The organism is Pseudomonas sp. C9D1 (assembly GCF_056491235.1).
Genome location: NZ_JBSZIE010000002.1, coordinates 4,263,681 through 4,288,836, shown reverse-complemented (window position 1 = coordinate 4,288,836; position 25,156 = coordinate 4,263,681). Strand labels below are relative to the sequence as shown.

Below are 25,156 nucleotides of genomic sequence, written 5' to 3'. Positions count from 1 at the left end.
TTCCCGTCTGGCCCTGGCCATCGCCATGGCCCCCTGCCTCGCGGCAGCCGAAGAAATCCCCCTGGACAGCCTCGACGCGCTGAAGAGCCCCTATGTGGTGGCCACTTCGGGCAACGCGCTGGAGCCCCGTTCCCAGGCCACCGCCGCCACCAGCATCTTCACCCGCAAGGACATCGCCCGGCTCAAGGCCAAGAGCGTGCCGGACCTGCTCGCCCGCGTGCCGGGCATGTCGGTCGAGCAGAGCGGCGGGCGCGGCAGCTCGGCCAACCTCTACCTGCGCGGCAGCAACGCCAACCAGACGCTGGTGCTGATCGACGGCGTGCGCATCGGCTCGCTGGTGGACGGCCTGCCACGCCTGCAATACCTGGGGCATGGAGCAGATCGAGCGGGTCGAGGTCACCCGGGGCGGGCGCTCCAGCCTGTACGGCTCGGCGCGCCATGGGCGGCGTCATCCAGGTGTTCACCCGCCGTGGAGAGGGCGCCGGCCTGGAGCCGCGCTTCGACTTCAGCCTCGGCGACAGCGACACCAACGAGAACAGCCTGGGCCTGTCCGGCGGTGACGAACGCACCCGCTTCGACCTCAACGCCAGCCTCGAAGAATTGCGCATGGACCGCAGTGACGACATCGACGGCGCCAACACCGACGACGACACCTACCGCAACCGCGGCCTGAGCATGAGCCTGGAGCACCGCCTCACCGAGCAGTGGCGCACCGGCCTCAACCTGCTCGACCAGCGCGGCAAGAGCGACATGGACGGCGACTCCGTCTGGTTCCCCGGCCAGCCCACCGACGAATTCACCCTGAGCAGCACCTCGGCCTACCTGGAGGCGGAGCTCGACCCGCGCTGGACCAGCCGCCTGCAGGCTGGCCATGCCGAGGAAAAGAGCCACCTCGACACCGTCTACAACTTCATCACTGCCCTTGAGGAATACGCCACTTACCGCGACTCCCTGGAATGGCAGAACACCCTGCGCCTGGACGAGCACCAGCAGGTGCTGCTGGGCGCCGAATGGTACGAGGAACGCCTGCGCGCCAACGTGCCCTTCGAGGAAACCGAACGCCGCAACCAGGCCTGGTTCGCCCAGCATCGCTTCCGCGCCGCGCCCTTCGGCACCGAGCTGGGCTGGCGCCACGACAAGAACGAGCAGTACGGCAGCGAAGACAGCCTCAACGCCGCCCTGGACTTCGACCTGCCGCTGAACACCCAACTGGTGCTGAGCTACGCCGAAGGCTTCCGCGTGCCCACCTTCACCGAGCTCTATGTGCCGGACATATTCTTCCCCAACGGCAATCCCAAGCTCGAACCCGAGCACTCGAAGACCTGGGAAGCCCAACTGCGCGGCGCGCACTACGACACCGACTGGAGCTTCGGCGTCTACCGCACCGATGTGGAAGACCTGATCACCGACGTGATGGAGTTCGACCCCGTCTTCGTCCACGAGATGCGCAACGTCGGCAAGGCCCGCATCAACGGCCTGGACCTCAGCGCATCCCGCGACTTCATGGGCTGGACCACCCGCCTCAACCTGGGCCTGGTCGACCCGCGCGACCGCGACACCGGCCATACCCTGCCCGGCCGCTCGCGGCGCAACCTGGCCCTGGACGTGGACAAGCAGTTCGGCGACTACAGCTTCGGCTTCAGTTGGCTGGGCGTCTCCAGCCGCTACGTGGACGCCGCCAATACCCAGAAATCACCGGGCTACGGGCGCATCGACATCCGCGCCGGCTGGGGCTTCCTCAAGGGCCTGAAGGTGGAGACGCGGGTGGAGAACATCGCCAACAAGCAGTACTCGCAGAAGTACTACGGCAGCGGCTCCAGCTTCTCCTCCAACCCCTTCGGCGACGGCGTGCCTTACGTCGACAACGACGTGGACATCCCCGACCCGACCATCGAGGAGAACACCGGCTTCCAGGAAGAGGGCCGCAAGGTGGTGATGACCCTCAAGTGGTCGCCGCAGTTCTAGTCAGGTTGCCTCGCCCGCGCTCACCCGCAGGCCGCCCTCGCAGCAGCCCGCCACCAGGCGGGTCGCGCCGGGGGACGCCAGCAGGCACTCGGCCAGCGCCGGCTCCAGCAGCACCCGCACGCGCCGCCCCAGGTCACGGGCGCCGTAGCGCGGGTCATGGCCGAGGCAGAGCAGCTCGCGGGCGCCCTCTTGCAACACCAGCGTGCGCCCCTGGCGTGCCAGGCGCTGGTTGAGGCGCGCCAGTTCGATGTCGAGCAAGGCCTCCAGGTGGTCCTCGCCGATGCGCTCGAAGCAGACGACGCGGTCCAGCCGGTTGAGGAACTCCGGGTCGAAGTGGCGGTGCAAGGCCGCCTCCAGCACCCGCGCCTCGTCCCGTGGGGAGACTCCGAACAGGCGCCGCCAGCCACGCGAATAGCGCTCACGGAACTGCCAGGCCTCCTGGGCGCCGATATTGCTGGTGAGGAAGATCAGGCTGTTGCGGAAGTCGATGCGGCGGCTGCCGGCGCTCAAGGTCAGCTGGCCGTTCTCCAGCACCCCGAGCAGGCTGCGCACCACCTCCTTGCCGGCTTTCTCCAGTTCGTCGAAGAGCACGATGCCGGGGCGGCCGAAGCTGCCCTGGATGGCCTCGGCGTCGAACAGCGTGGCGCCCTCCTTGCTGCCCACGTAGCCCGGCGGCGCACCGGTGAGCGCAGCGACGTAGTGTTCCTGGGCCAGGGTCTGCATGTCGATGCGGCAGAAGGCGTCGGCGCGGCCATGGAGGGCCAGCGCCAGCAGGCGCACCAGCTCGGTCTTGCCGACGCCGGTGGGGCCCATGAACAGGTTCACCGCCAGGGGCCGCTCGCGGTCGCCGATGTCCGCCTTGACCACCTTGAGCAGGGCCTCCACCGCCTCCAGCGCGGCGTCCTGGCCGACGATGCGGGTGCGCAGCAGGGCCATGACGGTGTCGGGCTCGAAGAGAAAGCGCGACTGCAAGCGCGCCGCCGGCACCTCGCCGCGCCCCAGGTGCTCGCGGTTGTGCTCGATCAGGTCGTTGACGAAGGGCATCCGGGCTCCTCGGTTCAGGGAATCACGGGCGGCGGGCCGCCCCGTTCACGGAGCGCCGTCGCGCTAGCCCGCGACCTGCTCGCGCCCACCATGGGGCAGCTCGCCCACCGGGCAGTCGGCCACGCCGATGGTGCGGCGGGTGAGCTTTTCCACATCGTCCCGGGCCTTCTCCGCGTCCAGCACCCAGGTGCGGTAGAACTCGAAGGGGCAATCGGCCACGCCACGGTCGCCATCGCCGGAGTTGTAGACCCCGGTGTAGCCCCGGTGCAGCAGCTTGAACAGGTGGTTCTGCGACTGGTCGTTGGCCCGCGCGTCGCGGATCTGCGAGACCGACAGCTGGGCGTACTGGATGCCCATCTCCTCCTCGCCGCATTCGCCCAGGGTGCGGCCGTCGAAGCCGATGATCGCCGAGTGGCCGAAGTAGCTGTAGACGCCATCGAAGCCGGCGGCGTTGGCCACCGCCACATAGCAGTTGTTGGCCCAGGCCATGGTCTTGGCCATCAGCACCTGCTGCTCCTTGGCCGGGTACATGTAGCCCTGGCAGCGCACGATCAGCTCGGCGCCCTTCATCGCGCAGTCGCGCCAGATCTCGGGTAGTTGCCGTCGTCGCAGATGATCAGGCTGATCTTCAGGCCCTTGGGCCCTTCGCTGACGTAGGTGCGATCGCCCGGGTACCAGCCCTCGATGGGGCACCAGGGGATGCACTTGCGGTACTTCTGCACGATCTCGCCGCGGTCGTCGATCAGCACCAGGGTGTTGTAGGGCGCTTTGTGCGGGTGCTCCTCGTGGCGTTCGCCGGTGAGGGAGAAGATGCCCCAGGTCCCGGCCTCGCGGCAGGCGGCGGAGAAGATCGCCGTTTCCTCGCCGGGGATGCTGGCGGCGGTGGCCATCATCTCGTCGTGGTCGTACATGATCCCCATGGTGCTGTACTCGGGGAACACCACCAGGTCCATGCCCGGCAGGCCGAGCTTCATGCCCTTGATCATCTCGGCGATGCGCCGGGCATTGTCGAGCACCTCGGCCTTGCTGTGCAGGCGCGGCATCTTGTAGTTGACGACGGCGACGCCGACGGTATCCGGGCTGCTGGAAATATCACCGTGACGCATGGGCTTCTCCTTCCGTTCAGTGGCTGATCATCCAGGGCCGCGCGCTGGGCTTGGTCTTCAGCGCGTGGGGGTTGGCCTTGGTGGGTGCCAGGGGTTTGTTCGGCGTGCAGCAACCGCAGCCTTTCGGGTGCTTGCGGTTCTCGCGGTACTCCTCGACCGTCTGCGGCGCGTTGGCGCTGCGCTCGTTGGCGGCGATGGCGCGGCGCTGGCTGCCGGCCAGGGTGGCCAGGCCGGGTGCGGAGAGGATGACCCTCGGCGCGCTGCCACCACAGGCCGGGCATGGGCAGGGGGCCTCGCGCTCGGCCATGGGCCGCAGGGCGGTGAAGTCGCCGCAGGTAGCGCAGTCGTATTCGTAGATGGGCATGTTGGGGTCCTCGTCTTCGTTCGATGTCCGCCGTCCCGGCGGGAGGTACGCCGTCCAGAGCAACCTCCCGCCGGGGCGGTGAACTCACTTGTCCGGCGCGATGGGCAGGTCGACGCTGCCGTCGAGGAAGCGGGTCGGGCCAGAGGCGTTGGGGTTGATGTCGAAGTCGAAGATTTCCGTCGGCAGCCACAGCGTCGCGCAGGCGTTGGGGATGTCCACCACCCCGCTGATGTGCCCCTGCACAGGCGCCGAACCAAGCAGCGCGTAGCCCTGGGCCGGCGAGTAGCCGAACTTGGTCAGGTAGTTGATGGCGTTGAGGCAGGCCTGCTTGTAGGCGATGTTGACGTCCAGGTAGTGCTGCTTGCCGGACTCGTCCACCGAGATGCCTTCGAAGATCAGGTAGTTCTTGTAGTTGGGCACGATGGGGCTGGGCTTGAACACCGGGTTCTTGATGCCGTACTTGGCCATGCCGCCCTTGATCAGCTCGACCTTCATGTGCACCCAGCCGGCCATTTCGATGGCGCCGCAGAAGGTGATCTCGCCGTCGCCCTGGCTGAAGTGCAGGTCGCCCACCGAGAGGCCGGCGCCGTCGACGTAGACCGGGAAGAAGATCTTCGAGCCGCGGGACAGGTCCTTGATGTCGCAGTTGCCGCCATGCTCGCGCGGCGGCACGGTGCGCGCGCCGGTCATGGCCGCCTTGTCGCGGGCCTCGCCGCGCAGCTTGCCCATGTGCGCGGTGGGCGCCATCGGCGGGTTGGCCAGGGGCGGCACGCGGGTCGGGTTGGTGTCGATCAGCGCCTGCTCGCGGCTGTTCCAGTCGGCGAGCATCTTGTGGTCCGGCAGGCAGCCGATCAACCCGGGGTGGATCAGCCCGGCGAACTGCACGCCGGGGATGTGCCGGGAGCTGGTGAACAGGCCGTGGAAATCCCAGATTGCCTTCTGCGCCATGGGGAAGTGGTCGGTGAGGAAGCCGCCGCCGTTCTGCCGCGAGAAGAAGCCGTTGAAACCCCACAGGGAATCCGGCTTGGCGCCGATGTCCAGCAGGTCCACCACCAGCAGGTCGCCCGGCTCGGCGCCCTTCACCCCCACCGGGCCGGAGAGGTAGTGCACGGTGGAGAGGTCGACGTCGCGCACGTCCGAGGCGTCGTCGTTGTTCCTGATCGCGCCGGCGGTCCAGTCGTAGGTCTCGAGGATGAAGTCATCCCCCGGGTTGACCCAGCAGGCCATGGGAATGTCGGGGTGCCAGCGGTTGTGGATCTGTTCGTTCTCGGTGGCGGCCTGGATGAGGTCGACCTTGATCAGCGTTTCGGTCATGACGGTGCTCCTTGGGACCAAGTGTTGGACGGGCGGTCTGGGCCGCGCTGGGAGCTAGTCTTGGCCGCCTGGCCGGGATCGGGAATACGTCGAATTACGTAGGTGGGAAGCGGCCGGGCGGGCGCGCGAAAGCCGTCGCCCGTGCGCGGGCACGGGGACGGCTTGGCGGGGATTCCGGGCCACGGCCCGGCTGCGGGCTACACCGACAGGTAGCGGCTGATGGTGGCTTCGTCGACCCGGTCGCGGGTTTCCTCGATCACGAAGCGGCCCTTCTCGATCACCAGGAAGCGGTCGGCGATCTCCAGGGTGAAGGACAGCACCTGCTCGGAGACGACGATGGTCAGGTCGCGCAGGGTGCGGATCTCCTTCAGGCTGCGGGCGATGTCCTTGATGATCGACGGCTGGATGCCCTCGGTGGGTTCGTCCAGCAGCAGCACCTTGGGGTTGGTGGCCAGGGCGCGGGCGATGGCCAGCTGTTGCTGCTGGCCGCCGGAGAGGTTGCCGCCCTTGCGCGAGCGCATGTCGTGGAGCACCGGGAACAGCGCGTAGAGATCGTCCGGAACCTGGCCGTTGGCCGAGGCCGGCAGGCCGGTCTGGATGTTTTCCAGCACCGTCATGTGGGAGAAGATCATCCGCCCCTGGGGCACGTAGGCGATGCCGCGTTCGACGCGCTGGTGGGTCTCCAGGGCCGACACGTCCTGGCCATCGACGCGCACCTCACCGCCCCATTGCGGGAGGATGCCCATCAGGCTCTTGAACAGGGTGGTCTTGCCCATGCCGTTGCGCCCCATGACGGCGACGATTTCCTGCCTGGCCACGTTCAGGTCGAGGTCGTGGAGGATCTGGCTCTGGCCGTAGCCCGAGGTGAGCTTGCTGATCTGGAACATGCTGGACTCCATTGATGGCTGGCCCGGGGCTCAATGCCCCAGGTACACCTCGATCACCTTCGGGTTGCTCTGCACCGCCTCCATGCTGCCTTCTGCCAGGACCTTGCCCTGGTGCAGCACGGTGACCTTGTGGGCGATGCTCTTGACGAACTCCATGTCGTGCTCGATGACCAGCACCGAACGCCCCTGGCTGATGCGCTTGAGCAGCTCGGCGGTCTGCGCGCGCTCGCTGACGCTCATGCCCGCCACCGGCTCGTCGAGCATCAGCAGCTCCGGGTCCTGCATCAGCAGCATGCCGATCTCCAGCCACTGCTTCTGGCCGTGGGAGAGCAGGTCGGCCTGGCGGTGCAGGTGTTCGCTGAGGAAGATTTCCCCGGCCACCGCCTCGACCCGGGCGATGACCTCGGCACTGCGCTTGAAGAACAGCGCGCCGAGCACCTTGCGCCCGGCCGGGTAGGACATCTCCAGGTTCTCGAACACCGTGAGGTTCTCGTAGATGGAGGGGTTCTGGAACTTGCGCCCGACGCCGGCACGGACGATGTCGTACTCGCGCATGCGGGTCAGCTCGCGGCCGTCGAACTGGATGCTGCCGGCGGTGGCGCGGGTCTTGCCGCAGATCAGGTCGAGCACCGTGGTCTTGCCGGCGCCGTTGGGGCCGATCACCACCCGCACCTCGTTGCGGTCCAGGTAGAGGTTGAGGTCGTTGACCGCCTTGAAGCCGTCGAAGGACACCGTCAGGCCCTCGATGGCCAGCACCGGTTTCGGGCTTTCGAATCCGCTCGGGCTCATGGTGTGCGCTCCACTTCACGGGGGGTGCTCGGGGCCGGGCTCGGGCTCGCGGCGGGCGTCGTCACAGTTGCGGCGGGTGCCTTGGCGCGGGTGGCCAGCAGGCGCTCCAGGCGCGGGCGGCCATGGCTCTGCCAGAGCCCGGCGAGGCCGTTGGGGAAGTACATGACCACGGCGATGAACAGGCCGCCCATCAGGTACAGCCACAGCTCGGGGAAGCTCTCGGAGAAGTAGGTCTTGCCGTAGTTCACCAGCAGCGCGCCGTACACCGCGCCGAGCAGCGACATGCGCCCGCCGACGGCGGCGAAGATGACCATTTCGATGGACGGCACGATGCCGACGAAGCTCGGCGACATGAAGCCCACCTGCAGGGCGAACATGGCCCCGCCTATGGCCGAGAAGCCGGCGGCCACGCAGAACACGAAGATCTTGAAGCTGGCCACGTCGTAGCCGGAGAAGCGCACCCGTTCCTCCTTGTCGCGCATGGCCATGAGCAGGCGGCCGAGCTTGGAGGCGAGGATGAACTTGCCGATGACGATGCAGCCCAGCAGCAGGAAGGCGCTGACGAAGTAGAGGATGAGCTTGGCGCCATCGGTGCGGATGTCCCAGCCCATCAGGGTCTTCAGGTCGGTGATGCCGTTGACCCCGCCGGTGAGCCCCTGCTGGCCGATGATCAGCACCGTGAGGATCATGGCGATGGCCTGGGTGACGATGGAGAAGTACACATCCCCGACCCGCCGCTTGAACATCGCCAGGCCGATCACCGCCGCCAGCAGCATGGGCACCGCCAGCACCGCGACGAGGGTGAAGCCGAAGCTGTGGAAGGGCTGCCAGAGCAGCGGCAGCTCGGTGATCTGGTTCCAGTCCATGAAGTCCGGGATGCCGGGGGTGGACTGGATCCTGGTGCTCTCCGGGTCGGAGGCCTCCAGCTTGAGGAACATCGCCATGCAGTAGCCGCCGAGGCCGAAGAACACCCCCTGGCCGAGGCTGAGGATGCCGCCGTAGCCCCAGCACAGCACCAGGCCGACGGCGACGAAAGCGTAGGTGAGGTACTTGCCGACCATGCTCAGGCGGAAGGCGTCCAGCGCCAGCGGGAACACCACCAGGATAAGTGCGGCGAGGATCAGCAGGCCGATGGTGCCCTGCCGCCCGCCGAGGACGTTGTCGATTGCGTTCATCTGCCGCCCCTCATTTACGGACTTTGATGGAGAAGAGCCCCTGGGGGCGCAGCATCAGGATCAGGATCACCGCCGACAGGGTCAGCACCTTGGCCATCGAGCCGCTCATGAAGAATTCGGAGATGGACTGCGTCTGGGCGATGGTGAAGGCCGAGGCGATGGTGCCGAACAGGCTCTGCGCGCCGCCGAAGACCACCACCAGGAAGGTGTCGACGATGTACAGCGAGCCCGCCGTCGGCCCGGTGGAGCCGATGGTGGTGAAGGCCGCGCCGGCCACCCCGGCGACACCGCAGCCGAGGGCGAAGGTCATGCGGTCGACCCGCTTGGTATTGATGCCCACCGCGCGGCTCATCACCCGGTTGAGCATGGTGGCGCGCACCTGCAGGCCCCAGCGCGAGCGGTAGAGCATGAGGAAGATCGTGGCGGTGAGCAGCACCGTGAGGCCCATGACGAACAGGCCGTTGCGCGGGATGTCGATGCTCTCGGTGGGGTTGAACGAGCCCATCAGCCATTCCGGCAGGGTGGCGCTGACCTCGCGCGCGCCGAAGATCGAGCGGAACGCCTGCTGCATCACCAGGGACAGGCCCCAGGTGGCCAGCAGGGTGTCCAGCGGGCGCTGGTAGAGCTTGCTGATCATTGCCCACTCCACCAGCCAGCCGATGGCCCCGGCGATGAAGAACGACAGCACGATGGCGAAGAAGAAGTAATAGGGCTGCATCGCCGGCGCGTAGTGGGTGGTCAGTGCCGACAGCAGGTAGGTGGTGTAGGCACCGATGGTGAGGAACTCGCCGTGGGCCATGTTGATCACGCCCATCTGGCCGAAGATGATCGCCAGCCCCAGGGCCATCAGCAGCAGGACGCAGAACACCGACAGCCCGTTGAAGCCCTGCATGGCCGCAATGGCGCCGAACTCAGATAGCCATTCCATAAGGTTCTCCGGAAGCGGGCGACAGCCTCGCCGCCCGCCGGGGTTTGGATTCAGGGTGAAACGGGGGTCAGACAAACCCCGACCCCACTTCAGGCTTCAAGCTTCAAGCTTCAAGCTGCTTCTCGCTTCTCGCTTGCCTCTTGCAGCTTGAAACTTGCCGCTTGCCGCTCCCTACTCACTGATACCCCTTGGGGAAGGGATTGGGTTCGATCAGGCCGGACTCGTAGACCACCTTGAACTGGCCGTCTGCCTGGACCTCGCCGATGCGGGTCTTGCTCCACAGGTGATGGTTGTCGTGGACCTTCACGTAGCCTTCCGGCGCGGTGGTCAGCTCGATGCCCGGGGAGGCGGCGACCACCTTGTCGACGTCGAAGCTGCCGGCCTTCTCCACGGCGGCCTTCCACAGCCAAGGGCCGAGGTAGGCGGCCTGGGTCACGTCACCGATCACCGCGTCCTTGCCGTACTTGGCCTTGAAGGCTTCGACGAAGGCTTTGTTGTTGGGGTTGTCCAGGCTCTGGAAGTACTTCATGGAGGCGTAGAAGCCGGCCATGTTCTCGCCGCCGATGCCGAGCAGTTCATCCTCGGTCACCGAGAGCGTCAGCAGGGTCTGCTTGGCGGCGGTGACGCCGGCGGCCTTCATCTGCTTGTAGAAGGCGACGTTGGAGCCCCCGACCACGGCGGCGAAGACCACGTCAGGCTTCTTCAGCTTGACCTTGTTGATCAGCGAGCCGAACTGGGTGTTGCCCAGCGGGTAGTACTCCTCGCCCACCACCTTGCCGCCGAGCACGTTCTCGATGTGCTTGCGGGCGATCTTCATCGAGGTGCGCGGCCAGATGTAGTCCGAGCCGATCAGGTAGAAGGTCTTGGCGCCCTTCTCCTTGGCCACCCAGTCCAGGCCGGCGAGGATCTGCTGGGTCGCCTCCTGGCCGGTGTAGATGACGTTCTTCGACTGCTCCAGACCCTCGTAGAAGGTCGGGTAGTAAAGCAGGCCGTTCTCCTTCTCGAACACCGGCAGCACGGCCTTGCGCGAGGCCGAGGTCCAGCAGCCGAAGACGGTGGCGACCTTGTCGTTCACCAGCAGCTTCTTGGCCTTCTCGGCGAAGGTCGGCCAGTCGGAGGCGCCGTCTTCCTGGATGATCTTGATCTGCCGGCCGAGGATGCCGCCGGAAGCGTTGATCTGCTCGATGGCCAGGCGCTCGGCCTGGATCGAGCCGGTCTCGGAGATGGCCATGGTGCCGGTGGCCGAGTGCAGCTGGCCCACGGTCACTTCGGTGTCGGTCACCGCCAGGCCGGTGGTGTTGGCGTCGGCGGCCACCGCCAGTTGGCCGAATACCGCTGCGGCCATCAGCGACAGCGCGGCGGCGCCCAGCGCCAGCCGGCGCGGAAGAAAGCGTTTCGCACCCGTCATCAAGCTTGAATCCATGGTCCTGCTCCTCTGTGGTTGGCGTGGTCGGCTCGCCTTGCGGGTACCGGCCTCGGTTCGGGGCAAGGATGCGTTCGGCCAGGGGGCGGGGGTATACGCACATTGACGTAGCGGCATACGTCATCTGACGTAGTGGCCGCTGCGCCAGCTTGGGGCATGCTGCGCTCGCAGACAGGCGCAAGGACGTGCGCGCGATGACGCAGCCAACCCGGGAGGGCCGTGCCAGAGCGGTGCGCACCCGGGGCCGGGGCGGGGCATGGAAGTTGCTGCACACGCCCACCGCCGCCCAGGAGCGCCGCCGTGCAACAGACCGGTACGCAACGCATCGCCAAGATCCGCCGCGACTACAACAGCTGGGTCGCCGACGAGACGCTGGAGGACTACGCGCTGCGCTATACGCCGCGCTCGTTCCGCAAATGGTCGGAGCTGCGCATCGCCAACACCGCCCTCGGCGCCGTGTCCTTCCTCGCCCTGGAAGCCATAGGCGGTGCCCTGGCCATCAGCTACGGCTTCACCAACACCCTGTGGGCGGTGCTGGCGGTGAGCCTGGTGATCTTCCTCACCGGCCTGCCCATCAGCTACTACGCCGCACGCTACGGCGTGGACATGGACCTGCTCACTCGTGGCGCCGGCTTCGGCTACATCGGCTCCACCATCACCTCGCTGATCTACGCCAGCTTCACCTTCCTGTTCTTCGCCCTGGAGGCGGCGATCATGGCGCTGGCCCTGGAGCTGTACTTCGGCATTCCGCTGGCGCTGGCCTACGTCATCTGCTCGGTGATCATCATTCCCCTGGTGGCCTTCGGCATCACCCTGATCAACCGCCTGCAGATGTGGACTCAGCCGGTGTGGCTGCTGCTGCTGTTGCTGCCCTACGTCTTCGTCATCGCCAGGAACCCCGGGGCGCTCGGCGACCTGGCCAGCTTCGCCGGGCGCGACGGCGAGGCCGGCACCTTCAACCCGCTGCACTTCGGCGCCGCCTGCACCGTGGCCCTGGCGCTGGTGACGCAGATCGGCGAGCAGGTGGACTACCTGCGCTTCCTGCCGCAGAAGACCCGCGCCAACCGCAAGCGCTGGTGGGCGGCAATGCTCCTGGCCGGCCCCGGCTGGATCATCCCCGGCGCACTGAAGATGCTCGGCGGCGCCTTCCTCGCCTTCCTCGCCCTGCAGCACGAGATCCCCCTGGAGCGCGCCGCCGAACCAACGCAGATGTACCTGGTGGCCTTCAACTACGTGTTCGCCTCGCCGCAATGGGCGCTCGGCGCCATGGTGCTGTTCGTCATCGTCAGCCAGGTGAAGATCAACGTCACCAACGCCTACGCCGGCTCCCTGGCCTGGTCGAACTTCTTCGCCCGCATCACCCACAGCCACCCCGGCCGCGTGGTCTGGCTGGTGTTCAACGTGGCCATCGCGCTGATGCTGATGGAGCTGGGCGTGTTCGAGGCCATCGAGCAGGTGCTGGGGCTCTACGCCAACATCGCCATCGCCTGGATCGGCGCCCTGGTGGCGGACCTGGTGATCAACAAGCCGCTGGGCCTGTCGCCGCGGCACATCGAGTTCAAGCGCGCGCACCTCTACGACATCAACCCGGTGGGGGTCGGCGCCATGCTGATCGCCTCGCTGCTCTCGGTGCTGGCCCATGCCGGGCTGCTCGGCAGCCTCGCCCAGGCGGCCTCGCCCATGGTGGCGCTGGTCTCGGCGATGGCGGTGGCGCCGCTGCTGGCCTGGCTCACCGGCGGGCGCTACTACATCGCCCGGGAAAGCGACCCGGCGCTGCTCCATCCGCTACGCGAGAAGGTCACCTGCACCCTGTGCAGCAACGATTTCGAGCGCGAGGACACCGCCTTCTGCCCGGCCTACGGCGCGCCCATCTGCTCCCTGTGCTGCTCGCTGGACGCCCGCTGCGGCGATGCCTGCAAGCCCCGGGCGCGGCTCTCGGAACAGTTCGACGACCTGGTGCGCTGGCTGCTGCCCAACGCCTCGGTGCCGCGCCTGCACACGCGCCTGGCCCATTACCTGGGGGTGTTGGCGGTGATCGTGATCCTGTTGTTCTGCGCCCTGGCGCTGATCTACAGCCAGGTTTCCCAGGGCCTGGAACAGGCCCCGGCGGACGCCGCGCAGACGCTCTACCAGGCGTTCCTCAAGGCCTTCCTGACCCTCTCGCTGTTCGCCGCGATACTCGCCTGGTGGGTGGTGCTGACCCGCGAGAGTCGCCACGTGGCGCTGGAGGAGTCGAACCGCCAGACCACCCTGCTGATGCAGGAGATCGAGGCCCACCGCAAGACCGACGAGGCGCTGCAGAAGGCCAAGGAAGCCTCGGAGGCGGCCAACGCGGCGAAGAGCCGCTACGTCACCGGGCTGTCCCACGAGTTGCGCACGCCGCTCAACAGCATCCTCGGCTACACCCAGATCCTGCAGCGCGACGGCCTCACCCCCGAGCCGCACAAGGAGGCCCTGGCGACCATCTTCCGCAGCGGCTCGCACCTGCTGTCGCTGATCGACGGGCTGCTGGACGTGGCCAAGATCGAGGCCGGCAAGCTGCAACTGGAGCCCAGCGAAATCCCCTTCCCCGAATTCCTCCAGCAGTTGCAGCACATGTTCAGCCCGCAGGCCGAGGAGAAGGGCCTGGCCTTCCGCTACGAGCCCGGCGGGCGCCTGCCGGTGGTGGTGCGCGGCGACGAGAAGCGCATCCGCCAGATCCTCATCAACCTGCTGGGCAACGCGGTGCGCTTCACCGAGAGCGGCGAGGTGCGGCTGCGGGTCAGCTACCTGCGCGAAACCGCCACCTTCGAGATCATCGACACCGGCATCGGCATCGCTCCGGACCAGATCGAGCGCATCTTCCAGCCCTTCGAACGGGGCGACCCGCTGCGCCAGGACAACGGCGTCGGGCTCGGCCTGACCATCACCCGCATGCTCATCGCGCTGATGGGCGGCGATATCCGCGTGCACAGCCGGCCGGGCCAGGGCACCTCGTTCCAGGTGCGCCTGTTCCTGTCCGAGGTGCGCGTGCCCCAGGCGGTGGTGCACGTCGAGCACGACATCATCGGCTACCAGGGCGCGCGCCGCCGCGTGCTGCTGGTGGACGACCATATCGAGCACCGTCGGGTGCTGGCCGGCATGCTGGGACCGCTGGGCTTCGAGATCGTCCAGGCCGCCGATGGCCAGGAGGCGGTGCGCCAGGTGGCCCTGCTGCACCCGGACCTGATCCTCATGGACCTGTCGATGCCGCACATGGACGGCTGGGAGACCAGCCGCCTGATCCGCAGCAACGTGCAGTCGCGGGCGCCGATCATCGTCATCTCCGCCAACGCCTTCGCCGACGACCGCGAGCGCAGCGTGGCGGCCGGCTGCAACGACTACCTGGCCAAGCCGGTGCACACCCCGGCCCTGCTGGAGAAGATCAAGGAGCACCTGGGCCTGGAATGGCTCAAGCGTCCGCCCGTGGCCCCCTGTACCGAAGCGGACGGCGCGCGGCCCTCGCCCGCCGCCCTGGAGGCGCTGCGCGAGCTGAGCGAGATGGGCTACGTCAAGGGCATCCTCGAGCGCCTGGACGCCATCGAGCGCGAGGAGCCCGGGTGCACCGCCGTCCTCGCCGGCCTGCGACAACGCGCGCGGCGCTTCCAACTCAACGAATTCAATACGCTGCTGAAAGCGGCCGGCAGCCCCACCCCCCGCGTCGACCTGGCGCGCGACCAGACAGGAGGAGCCCATGCACAGCTCGAGCCGTGACAGCGCCGTGGTGCTGATCGTCGACGACACCCCGGACAACCTCGCCCTGCTCAGCGATGCCCTCGACGCCGCCGGCTACAGGGTGCTGGTGGCGCTGGACGGCACCAGCGCCCTGGAGCGCGCCCAGCGCAGCCAGCCGGACGTGATCCTGTTGGACGCGATGATGCCGGGCATGGACGGCTTCGAGACCTGCCGACGGCTCAAGGCCAGTGGCGAGACGGCGGACATCCCGGTGCTGTTCATGACCGCGCTGACCGAGAGCGAGCATGTGGTGGAAGGCTTCGCCGCCGGCGGCATCGACTACGTGACCAAGCCGATCAAGCCCGACGAGGTGCTCGCCCGCGTCGCCGCTCACCTGCGCACCGCCCGCGCCCTGCAGGCCGTGCGCAACGCCCCGGCGTCACGCCCGGCGCTGGACGACGAGCAGACCCAGGAGGCGCTGGCCTCGCGCTTCCAGCTCACCGGCCGGGAAATGGAGGTGCTGCACTGGGTGGCCTGCGGCAAGACCAACCGCGATATCGGCGACATCCTCGGCCTCAGCCCGCGCACGGTGAACAAGCACCTGGAGCACGTCTACGTAAAGCTGGGCGTAGAAACCCGCACCGCAGCGGCGGCGGTGGCCATGTCGGCGGGGCGTTGATGCTCCTTTTGAAGCCAGGCGATGCAAGGCTGGGGGCTCGCTGCGGATGGCGTCTTTCGTAGGATGGTGTAGAGCGAAGCGAAACCCATCGATGCCCGGCACGGAGCCGGCATCGCGAATGAGATAGGTGATGCGTAGGGTGGATGACGCTCTTTTCATCCACCATCGAGGTACCGATCAGCCTCGGTGCCAGGTCCATAGATCCCTGCCTGCCCATGGTGGATGGGTGAAGCGTCATCCACCCTACAGCCCGCTGGGTGCTCGCTGCGGATGGCGGCTTTCGTAGGATGGCGTAGAGCGCAGCGAAACCCATCGATGCCCGGCACGGAGCCGGCATCGCGAATGAGATAGGTGATGCGTAGGGTGGATGACGCTCTTTTCATCCACCATCGAGGTACCGATCAGCCTCGGTGCCAGGTCCATAGATCCCTGCCTGCCCATGGTGGATGGGTGAAGCGTCATCCACCCTACAGCCCGCTGGGTGCTCGCTGCGGATGGCGTCTTTCGTAGGATACGTCGGGCGGCGCTCAACGAGCGGTGGCAAGGCGCTCGCAGAGCTTTCGCGTGGCGTCGAGCATCTGGAAGCTGGGGCGTTCCAGGCCGCGGTCGGGCACTGGCCACACCTGGCCGGCGGCGACCGCGGGGATCTGCGGCCAGGCTCGCCAGGCGGCGGCCTGGGCCGGTTCGCTGACGAGGATGACCCGGGGCTGGCGCTGCAGGATGGATTCGATGCTGACCTGGGGCGCCGGCAGGCGCTGGTCGGCGAAGACGTTCTCGGCGCCGCAGATGCGCAGGGCATCGCTGACGATCTGCTGCCCGCCCAGGGTGTAGAGCGGCTTGTCCCACACCTGGTAGAACACCGCCAGCGGCACCTCGCGGCGGTATTTCCCACGCAACTCCGCCAGCCCCGCAGCGAAGCGCTGGCTCAGGGCACGGCCCTGTTCGGCGCGCCCCACACGCTGGCCGACTTCGGCGAACACCCCGGCCAGGTCATCCAGTTGCCGGGGCTCCACCCGCAACTGCTCGATGGGGGTACGCCTGAGCTGTTCACGCCCGGCAGCGCCCACGCTGTCGGGCCACAGCAGCACCAGCTCGGGCTTCAGCGCCAACAGGCTTTCGATTTCCAGCTGGCCGTAGCGGCCGACACTGGGCAGCCCCGACAGAGCGGCCGGGCGCTCGCCGCCATCGAGCACGCCCACCAGCAGGTCGGCGGCATCCAGGTCGAGCATGAGTTCGGTAAGGGAAGGGGCCAGGCTGACCACACGCAGCTGCGCCACCGCCGGCAGCGCCAGGCACAGCAGCAACGCGCCGAGCAGGCTGCGCATCAGCCCAGTTGGCGCGGGATGCGGTAGAGGCTGAAGATCACCACGCTGCCGAGGGCCAGCAGCACCAGGGCCACGGCGTTGAGGCCGGCGAACACGGCCACCGCACCGATCCAGGCCGGCAGGCCGGCGCCGAGGAAGGCGACGCGACGGGCACGGGCCAGGGCGATCCAGGCGGCGGGCTCTTCCTCGCTGTCGAGGGCTTCCTCGGTGGCGATCAGGGCGCGCTTGTAGCCGCGAAACAGCGGCAGGCTGATGAACATGGAGATCAGCGCCGCCAGGAACAGCGGCATCTCCAGGGCGGCGAACACCGGCTCGCCGGGGCCGAACAGCAGGTTGAGCACGAACAGCGGGGCCAGGGCGATGGCGAGGTAGGCCCACCATTCCAGGCCCAGCTTGCGGCGCACCTGGTTGCGGGTCATAGCTCGACTTCACCCTGGTGCAGGCTGCCGAGCATGTGGCCGAGCTTGCCGGCCTTGGTCGCCAGGTACTTCCTGTTGTGCGGGTTGAGGCCGGTCTGCAGCGGCACGCGTTCGGCGACGCGGATGCCGAAGCCTTCGAGGGCCTTCACCTTGCGCGGGTTGTTGGTCATCAGCTTGATGCCGGAGATGCCCAGGTGGTCGAGCATCGGCAGGCAGATGGCGTAGTCGCGCTGGTCGGCACCGAAGCCCAGGCGCTCGTTGGCCTCGACCGTGTCGGCGCCGCCGTCCTGCAGCTCATAGGCGCGGATCTTGTTCAGCAGGCCGATGCCGCGGCCTTCCTGGCGCAGGTACAGCAGCACGCCACGGCCTTCCTCGGCGATGGCGCGCAGGGCGGCCTCGAGCTGGAAGCCGCAGTCGCAGCGCAGGCTGAACAGGGCGTCGCCGGTCAGGCATTCGGAATGCAGGCGGCCGAGCACCGGGGCGCCATCGGCGAATTCGCCCATGGTCAGGGCAACGTGTTCCTTGCCGCTGGCCTGGTCGAGGAAGCCATGCATGGTGAACAGGCCAAAGGGCGTGGGCAGTTGGGAGGCGGCGACGAAGACGACGGACACCACGGATCTCCTGGGATTTCGAAAGGCCGGCATTGTATCAGCAGCATTAACCGGCCGGTCAGACTGAATAGTTGGGGATAAGGATCGAAACGCTTGGACGATCGAGCCTCAGATCTTCGATTCCAGCAGCAACACGCCCTGGTCCTCGCGCCAACGCACGCGGTTGAGGAAGCTCATGCCCAGCAGCACGTCGACCGGGGCATCGCCCTCGACCACCGCGCCTTCGACGCCGAGCACTTCCAGCGGGCCGACCTTGACCCGGTCGAAGACCACCCGCCAGGCCCGCACGGTACCGGAGGCGGTGCTGGCGGTCATCGGCTTGCCGGTCACCCGGTAGTCGATGCCGAGGATGCGCGCCTGGTTCTCGCTCATGGCGACGGTGGAGGCACCGGTGTCGACCATGAACTGCACCGGGTGGCCCTCGATGGCACCGGCCACCATGAAGTGGCCATTGTTGCCGCGGGCGATGCTCATCTGGGTCTTCTGCGGGGCGCTGGCGCCGGCCTGGTTGTACTCGCGGGAGAGTTCGTAGGTGCGCTCGATACCGCCGATGCGCAGCACCGCGCCCCGGCTGCTGGCACTGACCACCTCGACGCCGCCGGGGCCGGTCTGGCCGACCTTCACCAGCTTGCGCTGGCCGTCGACGCTGAGCACCGCGGCATTGGGGAACAGGCCGACCACCTGCACCTGGGGTTCGGCATGGAGGGCACCACAGCAGGCCAGCAGCAGGCTGGCGCAGAACAGTTCAAGGCGACGCATGGTGGCTCTCCGGTTCCGGGTCGAAGGGGTACGGCTGCCCCCAGTGGGCGAAGACCGGGCGCAGCTCGCCATTTTCCACCAGGCGCGCCATGCGTTCGTCGAACAGCTCCGCGAATTCGCGTCCGCGTGCCGTGTCACCGAAGGCGACATAGAGCTTGAGCTGGGTGAGGTAGGTGATGCGGTAGTTTTCCGGGTTGGGGCTCTGCCGCAGGACGTCGTCGACCTCGGTGCGGGCGTCGATGTAGTAGTCGGCATGGTCGAGGTCGAGCATCGAGAGGATGCCGCCGCGCCGCTCGATCTCCTGGAAATGCGCCAGGTTCGGCAGGTAGCGCTCGTAGCCGTAACCGCGCATCCACACCAGGCGGTGTTCGCCTAGGTTGGCCAGGGTGGGCACCGGTGCCCCCTTCAGGGCCAGGGCGCTGATGCGGTCGGCGTCGTAGTTCCAGTGGGGGTAGATGGCCCAGGGCACTTCGTCACGGTAGGAGCCGACCCAGGCGTCGGCCTCGCCGCGCTTCACCAGGCCGATGGAGCGGGTGTAGGGCACCGAGCGCGTGCGCAGGTGCACGCCGACCGGTTCGAAGACCTTGCGCAGGATGTCCCAGCCGAGGCCGCTGCCGTCGGCGTCGGTGTGTGCGGCCCAGGTTTCGGCGGCGATCACGACTTCCGTCGCGCTCGCCTCGGGCTTGTTGCCCGGGGATGCGTCCGCTGCCAGCGCCCAGGGCGCCAGCATCATTGCCAGCAGTCCGACCAACCAGCCGCGCATCATCACTCCCCTTCCGCTCCCTGCCGAGTCCAGGTCTGGCGGCTAGCCCACGCCCCAGACGATCAGTTGCATCGCCAGCCAGGCGAAGACGCCGGCCAGCACATCGTCGAGCATGATGCCGACGCCGCCGTGGACGTGCCGGTCGATCCAGCGGATCGGCCAGGGCTTGAGGATGTCCATGAACCGGAATACCAGGAAGCCTAGCAGCAGCCACTGCCACCCTTCGGGCACCAGCCAGAGGGTGATCCACATGCCGACCATCTCGTCCCAGACGATGCCTTCGTGGTCGTGCACGCGCAGGTCATCGGCGACCTTGCCGCACAGCCAGAAGCCGAACAGCATGGTCAGCCCGAGCATCAGCCAGTAGCCCCAGTCGGGCAGCATCTGCCAGAGCGGGATGAACGGCAGCGCCACCAGCGAACCCCAGGTGCCGGGGGCCTTGGGCAGGGTCCCGGAACCGAAGCCGAAGGCGAGGAAATGCCAGGGGTTGCGCCAGACCGAGGGCGGGGCCGGTAGCACCGGCTCTTGCTGCGGATGATCAGTCACCTTGACTCCCGAAATGTTGAAAGCCCCGTGCGGGCGGCCGGATATCCCCGCCATCGGCGTCGAGCAGGTGCACGCCCTGGCCCGCTTCGACGCGACCGATCACGGCCACCTCGGGCCAGGCGGCCTGCAGGGCGGCCAGGTGCTGCGGCGGCAGGGTGAAGGCCAGGCGGTAGTCGTCGCCACCGGCCAGTGCATGGTTCAGGGCCGGCTCGCGCGGGTAGAGCGCACGCAGGCCGGCGGACAGCGGCAGGCGCTCGCGCTCCACCATCAGTGCGACAGCGGAGGCGGCAGCGATGTGCCCGCAATCGGCGAGCAGGCCATCGGAAATATCCAGCGCCGCGCTGGCCTTGCCGCGCAGGGCGATGCCGAGGCCGAGCTGCGGCGGCGGCGACCAGTAATGGGCGAGCAGCGCACGGGCTTCATGACTGTGGTCATCACGCTCGCCGAGCACCAGGGGCAAGGCGCCGGCACCGTCACCCAAGCTGCCGCCGACGCAGAGCAGGTCGCCCGGGCGGGCGCCGGCACGGGTCAGGGCCTGGCCGGCGGGCACGCGGCCGAACACGGTAACGGTCATGCTCAGCGGGCCACGGGTGGTGTCGCCGCCGATCAGGGCGATGGCGCAGTCGCGGGCCATGGCGTCGAGGCCACGGGCGAGCCCCTGCAGCCAATCCGCATCGGCGGACGGCAGGGTCAGGGCGAGGGTGAAACCGACGGGCGTGGCGCCCATGGCGGCCAGGTCGCTGACGGAAACCGCCAGGGCGCGCTGGCCGAGCAGGAAGGGGTCGCAGTCCAGGGGGAAGTGCACCCCGGCGACCAGGGTATCGGTGGAGACCGCCAGTTGTTCACCGGCGGGGAGTTGCAGCAGGGCGCAGTCGTCGCCGATACCCAGCGCGATGCCCTCGCCAGCCGCTGCACAGGCAGCGGCGACGAAGTAACGGCGGATCAGCTCGAACTCACCCATTCCTCGGTCAGCGCTTGGCGCCACGGACCTCGGCGGCACGCAGCAGCGGTGCCAACTTGTCCAGCACGCCGTTGACGAACTTGTGCCCGTCGGTAGCGCCGAAGACCTTGGCCAGCTCGATGCCTTCGTTGATCACCACACGGTAGGGCACGTCGACGCGGTTGCGCAGCTCGTAGGTGGAGAGGCGCAGCACCGCGAGTTCGACCGGGTCGACTTCCGCCAGGGGCCGATCCAGGCAAGGCGTGAAGGCCTCGTCGATCTCGGTCACCTGGCGCGGTACGCCGTGGAGGATCTCGTGGAAGTAGGCACCGTCGACCGCCGAGAAATCGTTGTCGACGCGGAACTGCGCCTCGATTTCATTGAGCGTCTGGCCGGCGATGTGCCACTGGTACAGGGCCTGGACGGCCAGGCTGCGGGCCTGGCGGCGCGCAGCGGTCTTGCCCTTGGCGACGGGCTTGTTGGCTTCGTCCGGGTTGTCGATGTCGCTGTTGAAACTCACTTGGCCTCCAAGGCCGCCAGCAGGCTGACCATTTCGAGGGCGGACAGGGCAGCTTCGGCGCCCTTGTTGCCGGCCTTGGTGCCGGAGCGTTCGATGGCCTGCTCGATGGAGTCGACCGTCAGCACGCCGAAGGCGACCGGAACGCCGAACTCCATGGACACCTGGGCCAGGCCCTTGGTGCACTCACCGGCGACGTATTCGAAGTGCGGGGTGCCGCCACGGATCACGGCGCCGAGGGCGATGATCGCTGCGTACTCGCCGCGCTGAGCGACTTTCTGCGCCACCAGCGGGATTTCGAAAGCACCCGGGGCACGGATGATGGTGATGTCGCTTTCATTCACGCCGTGGCGTACCAGGGCGTCTACGGCGCCGCTCACCAGGCTTTCTACGACGAAGCTGTTGAAGCGGCCGACCACCAGGGCGAAGCGGCCTTTGGGGGCGATGAAGGTACCTTCGATGGTCTTCAGGGTCATGGCGAGTTCTCGTTCATTAAAGAGCGAGGGCGCGTTCACGGCAGGTGACGCGCCCTACGGGTCATTCAGCGGGCAGGTATTCTACAACTTCCAGGTCGAAACCGGATATCGCATTGAACTTCATCGGCGAACTCATGAGGCGCATCTTGCGCACACCGAGATCGCGAAGAATCTGCGAGCCGGCCCCGACGGTGCTGTAGGTGGCGGGGTTGGTGACCTTGGCATCGCTGCCCAGCTGGCGCTCCAGGTGCGCCAGCAACTGCGGGCCGGTCAGCGGGTTGCCCAGCAGCAGCACGACGCCGCTGCCGGCCTTGGCCACTTCCTTCATCGCCGCGCGCAGGCTCCAGCGGCCTTCCTGGTTGACCATGAACAGGTCGCGCAGCGGGTCCATGTTGTGCACGCGCACCAGGGTCGCCTCTTCCGGGCTGATGGTGCCCAGGGTCAGCGCCATGTGCACGTCGCCCTCGACGGCGTCGCGGTAGGTGACCAGGTTGAACTGGCCCAGCTCGCTGTCCAGCGGCTGCTCGGCGATGCGCTCGACGGTGCGCTCGTGGATCAGCCGGTAGTGGATGAGGTCGGCGATGGTGCCGATCTTGATTCCGTGCTCGGCGGCGAAGGCCTCCAGCTCGGGGCGACGGGACATGGTGCCGTCGTCGTTCATCACTTCGCAGATCACCCCGGACGGCTCGAAGCCGGCCATGCGCGCCAGGTCGCAGGCCGCCTCGGTGTGGCCGGCGCGGGCCAGCACGCCGCCGGGCTGGGCCATCAGCGGGAAGATGTGGCCGGGGCTGACGATGTCGTCGGCCTTGGCGCCCTTGGCGGCCGCAGCCTGCACGGTGCGTGCGCGGTCGGCGGCGGAGATGCCGGTGGTGACGCCTTCGGCGGCCTCGATGGAGACGGTGAACTTGGTGCCGAAGCCGGAGCCGTTGCGCGGGGCCATCAGCGGCAGCTTGAGGGTCTCGCAGCGCTCGCGGGTCATGGGCATGCAGATCAGGCCACGGGCAAAGCGCGCCATGAAGTTGATGTGCTCGGCCTGCACGCACTCGGAGGCCATGATCAGGTCGCCTTCGTTCTCGCGGTCTTCGTCATCCATGAGGATGACCATCTTGCCCTGGCGGATGTCTTCGATCAGTTCGTCAACGCTATTGAGAGCCATGGGCCCTCCTTTTGAATTCAGTGTTTGAGGTAGCCGTGTTCGGCGAGGAAGCTTTCGGTCAGGCCCGAGGCGGCGGGCTCGGCGGCCTTATCGCCCAGCAGCAGGCGCTCCAGGTAACGCGCCAGCAGGTCGACCTCGAGGTTGACCTGCCTGCCCGGCCGGTAGTCGGCCATGATGGTTTCATCCAGGGTGTGCGGAACGATGGTCAGCTCGAATTCGGCGCCATTGACCGCGTTCACCGTCAGGCTCGTGCCGTCGACGGTGATCGACCCCTTCAGGGCTATGTACTTCGCCAGTTCACGCGGTGCGCGGATCCTGAATTGCACGGCACGGGCATTGTCTTCCCGCGCCACTATCTCGCCCACGCCGTCGACATGACCGCTGACCAGGTGCCCGCCGAGGCGGCTGGTGGGGGTCAGGGCCTTTTCCAGGTTGACCTTGCTGCCGGTCTTCAGGTCGATGAAGGCGGTACGGGCCAGGGTTTCGCGACTGACGTCGGCCCAGAAGCCGTCGCCGGGCAGTTCCACCGCGGTGAGGCAGACGCCGTTGACGGCGATGCTGTCGCCGAGCTTCATATCGCCCAGGTCGAGCTTGCCGGTGGCCACGTAGACGCGCACGTCACCGCCCTTGGGGGTGATGGCGCGGATGCTGCCGATCGCTTCGATTATGCCGGTGAACATGGGACCTCCACTGCAACAGGATGGCCGGTGCGCAAGGCCCGGGAGCGCATTATAGGCGCCCGGGATGCGCTCGCGGTCATCCACGCAGACGATGCTGCGAGCGCCGGGAGAAAGGTATGGGACATCGTTGAACTCCTGTTTATGAAAAAACAGGGCGCGTTGGATCGAAAGGGACTTCGCAGGCGCGCAGAAACACGCCCAGGCAGGCAATCCCGTTCTCTCTTCATCCGGACTATGACCGTCGGCCCCGGAATCACACCGGGTCTGCTGACCTTGCGACTAAGCAAGCGCTCGCGGGCTATGCGCAATGCGCAATTACCGCCGGTGGGGACTTTCACCCCGCCCTGAGAACGATTCGGCCACTGGCGTGGCCGAGGCGGTTTTTTAACACAAGGAGGGGAAAGCGCCAAGCTGGAAGCTGGAAGCTGGAAGCTGGAAGCTGGAAGCGACAAGTGTGCCGGCTTCAGGCTTCAGGCTTCGAGCTTGCGACCGGCACCGCAATGATCCGCCAGTCATCCCCGACCGCGCGCATCTCGACGATCTTCAGCTGCGGCGCCTCGGCCATCCGTGCCAGGGGCCAGTCCAGCAGCGGGCGGGCGCTGGAGCCGAGGATGCGCCCGGCCATGAAGATCTGGTACTCGTCCACCAGCCCGGCACGGGCGAAGGCGCCGGCCAGGCGGGGGCCGGCTTCCACCAGCACTTCATTGGCGCCGCGCGAGGCCAGCTCGGCCAGCAGGCGCTTGAGGTCGACGTGGCCATTGCTGCCCGGCACCGCCAGCAGCTCGTGGCCATCGTCCTGGAAGCGGTCGCGCGCGGCGGCGGCAGCGCAGGTGGCCACCAGTGCCGGCCCAGCCTGGAAGAAGGGGGCGGACAGCGGCACGCGCAGGCGGCCATCCACCAACACGCGCAGCGGCGGGCGATCCAGCGCCAGGGCGGTGAGCTCGGCATTCAGGCCCAGTTCGTCGGGGCGCACGGTGAGGCGCGCGTCATCGGCGAGCACGGTGTCGGCCCCGGTCAGCACCACGCTGGCGCGGGCGCGCAGGCGCTGCACGGCGGCGCGGGCATCGGGCCCGGTGATCCACTGGCTTTCGCCACTGGCCATGGCCGTGCGACCGTCCAGGCTCATCGCCAGCTTGACGCGGACGAAGGGCAGGCCCTGTTCCATGCGCTTGATGAAGCCGGCATTCAGCGCACGGGCTTCGGCTTCCAGCACACCGCTCTGCACGGCGATGCCGGCCTGCATCAGGCGCGGCAGGCCGCGGCCGGAGACTTCGGGGTTGGGGTCCTGCATCGCCGCCACCACCCGCGCCACGCCGGCATTGACCAATGCATCGGCGCAGGGCGGCGTGCGGCCATGGTGGCTGCAGGGTTCGAGGGTGACGTAGGCGGTGGCGCCACGGGCCTTGTCGCCGGCCTGGCGCAGGGCGTGGACTTCGGCATGGGGCTCGCCGGCGCGGGCATGCCAGCCTTCGCCGACGATGCGCCCGTCCCGGACGATCACACAGCCGACGCGGGGGTTCGGATGGGTGGAATACAGGCCCTTGCGGGCCAGCTCGAGTGCGCGGGCCATGAAGGCCTGATCGTTCTGGGTCATGCT

At 67.7% G+C, this 25,156-nt stretch carries 24 protein-coding genes, 1 pseudogene and 1 riboswitch; of the genes and pseudogenes, 4 read left to right on the top strand and 21 right to left on the bottom strand.

Features of this window, described 5'->3' with window-relative positions:
- A partial coding sequence (locus ACXI0U_RS27685) for a TonB-dependent receptor (RefSeq protein WP_479551086.1) occupies positions 1–673 on the top strand: 673 nt, incomplete at its 5' end.
- The gene (locus tag ACXI0U_RS27680; RefSeq protein ID WP_479551119.1) at positions 607–1,965 is read left to right on the top strand and encodes a TonB-dependent receptor plug domain-containing protein; all 1,359 of its coding nucleotides are present in this window, start codon (positions 607–609) and stop codon (positions 1,963–1,965) included. The genes ACXI0U_RS27685 and ACXI0U_RS27680, both read left to right, overlap by 67 nt.
- On the opposite strand, the gene ACXI0U_RS27675 is transcribed toward ACXI0U_RS27680, so the two are convergent.
- The 9 genes and pseudogenes from ACXI0U_RS27675 to urtA all read right to left on the bottom strand — a co-directional run bounded on the left by ACXI0U_RS27675 (position 1,966) and on the right by urtA (position 10,980).
- Positions 1,966–3,009: an AAA family ATPase gene (locus tag ACXI0U_RS27675; RefSeq protein ID WP_423728464.1), complete on the bottom strand. Its 1,044-nt coding sequence runs from the start codon at positions 3,007–3,009 to the stop codon at positions 1,966–1,968.
- 63 nt (positions 3,010–3,072) lie between these two features.
- Positions 3,073–4,115: pseudogene (locus ACXI0U_RS27670) on the bottom strand (aliphatic amidase).
- Positions 4,116–4,131: 16 nt separating this feature from the next.
- Positions 4,132–4,479, bottom strand: a complete 348-nt coding sequence (locus tag ACXI0U_RS27665) for an FmdB family zinc ribbon protein (protein ID WP_265170396.1) — start codon at positions 4,477–4,479, stop codon at positions 4,132–4,134.
- Between the two features lie 84 nt (positions 4,480–4,563).
- The gene (fmdA, locus tag ACXI0U_RS27660; RefSeq protein ID WP_479551085.1) at positions 4,564–5,793 is read right to left on the bottom strand and encodes a formamidase; all 1,230 of its coding nucleotides are present in this window, start codon (positions 5,791–5,793) and stop codon (positions 4,564–4,566) included.
- Positions 5,794–5,990: 197 nt separating this feature from the next.
- Entirely contained in the window at positions 5,991–6,680 is a 690-nt protein-coding gene (gene urtE, locus ACXI0U_RS27655) for an urea ABC transporter ATP-binding subunit UrtE (protein WP_043245943.1), read from the bottom strand.
- A 30-nt stretch (positions 6,681–6,710) separates the two neighbouring features.
- Positions 6,711–7,469 (bottom strand): urea ABC transporter ATP-binding protein UrtD, encoded by a 759-nt coding sequence (gene urtD, locus ACXI0U_RS27650; RefSeq protein ID WP_021219669.1) that lies wholly within the window; start codon positions 7,467–7,469, stop codon positions 6,711–6,713.
- Positions 7,466–8,644, bottom strand: a complete 1,179-nt coding sequence (urtC, locus tag ACXI0U_RS27645; protein ID WP_431483310.1) for an urea ABC transporter permease subunit UrtC — start codon at positions 8,642–8,644, stop codon at positions 7,466–7,468. The genes urtD and urtC overlap by 4 nt, the downstream gene beginning before the upstream one ends.
- 10 nt (positions 8,645–8,654) lie before the next feature.
- The gene (gene urtB / locus ACXI0U_RS27640) at positions 8,655–9,572 is read right to left on the bottom strand and encodes an urea ABC transporter permease subunit UrtB (RefSeq protein ID WP_021219667.1); all 918 of its coding nucleotides are present in this window, start codon (positions 9,570–9,572) and stop codon (positions 8,655–8,657) included.
- A 175-nt stretch (positions 9,573–9,747) separates the two neighbouring features.
- Positions 9,748–10,980 (bottom strand): urea ABC transporter substrate-binding protein, encoded by a 1,233-nt coding sequence (urtA, locus tag ACXI0U_RS27635; protein ID WP_021219666.1) that lies wholly within the window; start codon positions 10,978–10,980, stop codon positions 9,748–9,750.
- Between the two features lie 315 nt (positions 10,981–11,295).
- On the opposite strand from urtA, the gene ACXI0U_RS27630 reads away from it, so the two are divergent.
- Together ACXI0U_RS27630 and ACXI0U_RS27625 are read left to right on the top strand one after the other, a co-directional pair.
- Positions 11,296–14,727 (top strand): hybrid sensor histidine kinase/response regulator, encoded by a 3,432-nt coding sequence (locus ACXI0U_RS27630; protein WP_374979742.1) that lies wholly within the window; start codon positions 11,296–11,298, stop codon positions 14,725–14,727.
- A complete protein-coding gene (locus tag ACXI0U_RS27625) occupies positions 14,708–15,367 on the top strand; it encodes a response regulator (RefSeq protein ID WP_431483309.1) in 660 nt (219 codons plus the stop codon). The genes ACXI0U_RS27630 and ACXI0U_RS27625 overlap by 20 nt, the downstream gene beginning before the upstream one ends.
- A gap of 527 nt (positions 15,368–15,894) precedes the next feature.
- On the opposite strand, the gene ACXI0U_RS27620 is transcribed toward ACXI0U_RS27625, so the two are convergent.
- From ACXI0U_RS27620 to ribD, 12 genes are all read right to left on the bottom strand, one after another.
- On the bottom strand, positions 15,895–16,692 hold the full coding sequence (locus ACXI0U_RS27620) for a cobalamin-binding protein (protein WP_431483308.1): 798 nt from the start codon (positions 16,690–16,692) through the stop codon (positions 15,895–15,897).
- Entirely contained in the window at positions 16,692–17,111 is a 420-nt protein-coding gene (locus ACXI0U_RS27615; RefSeq protein WP_479551084.1) for an MFS transporter, read from the bottom strand. The genes ACXI0U_RS27620 and ACXI0U_RS27615 overlap by 1 nt, the downstream gene beginning before the upstream one ends.
- Positions 17,108–17,722, bottom strand: coding sequence for a GTP cyclohydrolase II (gene ribA / locus ACXI0U_RS27610; RefSeq protein WP_111260683.1), 615 nt, complete (start codon positions 17,720–17,722; stop codon positions 17,108–17,110). Before ribA ends, ACXI0U_RS27615 begins: the two co-directional genes overlap by 4 nt.
- 108 nt (positions 17,723–17,830) lie before the next feature.
- A complete protein-coding gene (locus tag ACXI0U_RS27605) occupies positions 17,831–18,481 on the bottom strand; it encodes a retropepsin-like aspartic protease family protein (RefSeq protein ID WP_263401557.1) in 651 nt (216 codons plus the stop codon).
- Positions 18,468–19,244: a substrate-binding periplasmic protein gene (locus ACXI0U_RS27600; RefSeq protein WP_148304274.1), complete on the bottom strand. Its 777-nt coding sequence runs from the start codon at positions 19,242–19,244 to the stop codon at positions 18,468–18,470. The genes ACXI0U_RS27605 and ACXI0U_RS27600 overlap by 14 nt, the downstream gene beginning before the upstream one ends.
- 42 nt (positions 19,245–19,286) lie before the next feature.
- On the bottom strand, positions 19,287–19,790 hold the full coding sequence (locus ACXI0U_RS27595; protein WP_479551083.1) for a phosphatidylglycerophosphatase A family protein: 504 nt from the start codon (positions 19,788–19,790) through the stop codon (positions 19,287–19,289).
- Positions 19,783–20,751, bottom strand: a complete 969-nt coding sequence (gene thiL, locus ACXI0U_RS27590; RefSeq protein WP_479551082.1) for a thiamine-phosphate kinase — start codon at positions 20,749–20,751, stop codon at positions 19,783–19,785. Before thiL ends, ACXI0U_RS27595 begins: the two co-directional genes overlap by 8 nt.
- Before the next feature lie 7 nt (positions 20,752–20,758).
- Positions 20,759–21,250: a transcription antitermination factor NusB gene (gene nusB, locus ACXI0U_RS27585; RefSeq protein WP_021219656.1), complete on the bottom strand. Its 492-nt coding sequence runs from the start codon at positions 21,248–21,250 to the stop codon at positions 20,759–20,761.
- Positions 21,247–21,723 (bottom strand): 6,7-dimethyl-8-ribityllumazine synthase, encoded by a 477-nt coding sequence (ribH, locus tag ACXI0U_RS27580; protein ID WP_111260678.1) that lies wholly within the window; start codon positions 21,721–21,723, stop codon positions 21,247–21,249. Before ribH ends, nusB begins: the two co-directional genes overlap by 4 nt.
- A 61-nt stretch (positions 21,724–21,784) precedes the next feature.
- Entirely contained in the window at positions 21,785–22,879 is a 1,095-nt protein-coding gene (gene ribBA, locus ACXI0U_RS27575) for a bifunctional 3,4-dihydroxy-2-butanone-4-phosphate synthase/GTP cyclohydrolase II (protein WP_021219654.1), read from the bottom strand.
- Between the two features lie 17 nt (positions 22,880–22,896).
- The gene (locus tag ACXI0U_RS27570; RefSeq protein WP_479551081.1) at positions 22,897–23,559 is read right to left on the bottom strand and encodes a riboflavin synthase; all 663 of its coding nucleotides are present in this window, start codon (positions 23,557–23,559) and stop codon (positions 22,897–22,899) included.
- A gap of 210 nt (positions 23,560–23,769) precedes the next feature.
- Positions 23,770–23,915: riboswitch (FMN riboswitch) on the bottom strand.
- 107 nt (positions 23,916–24,022) lie between these two features.
- Positions 24,023–25,153: a bifunctional diaminohydroxyphosphoribosylaminopyrimidine deaminase/5-amino-6-(5-phosphoribosylamino)uracil reductase RibD gene (gene ribD / locus ACXI0U_RS27565; protein ID WP_479551080.1), complete on the bottom strand. Its 1,131-nt coding sequence runs from the start codon at positions 25,151–25,153 to the stop codon at positions 24,023–24,025.
- Positions 25,154–25,156: the final 3 nt, after the last annotated feature.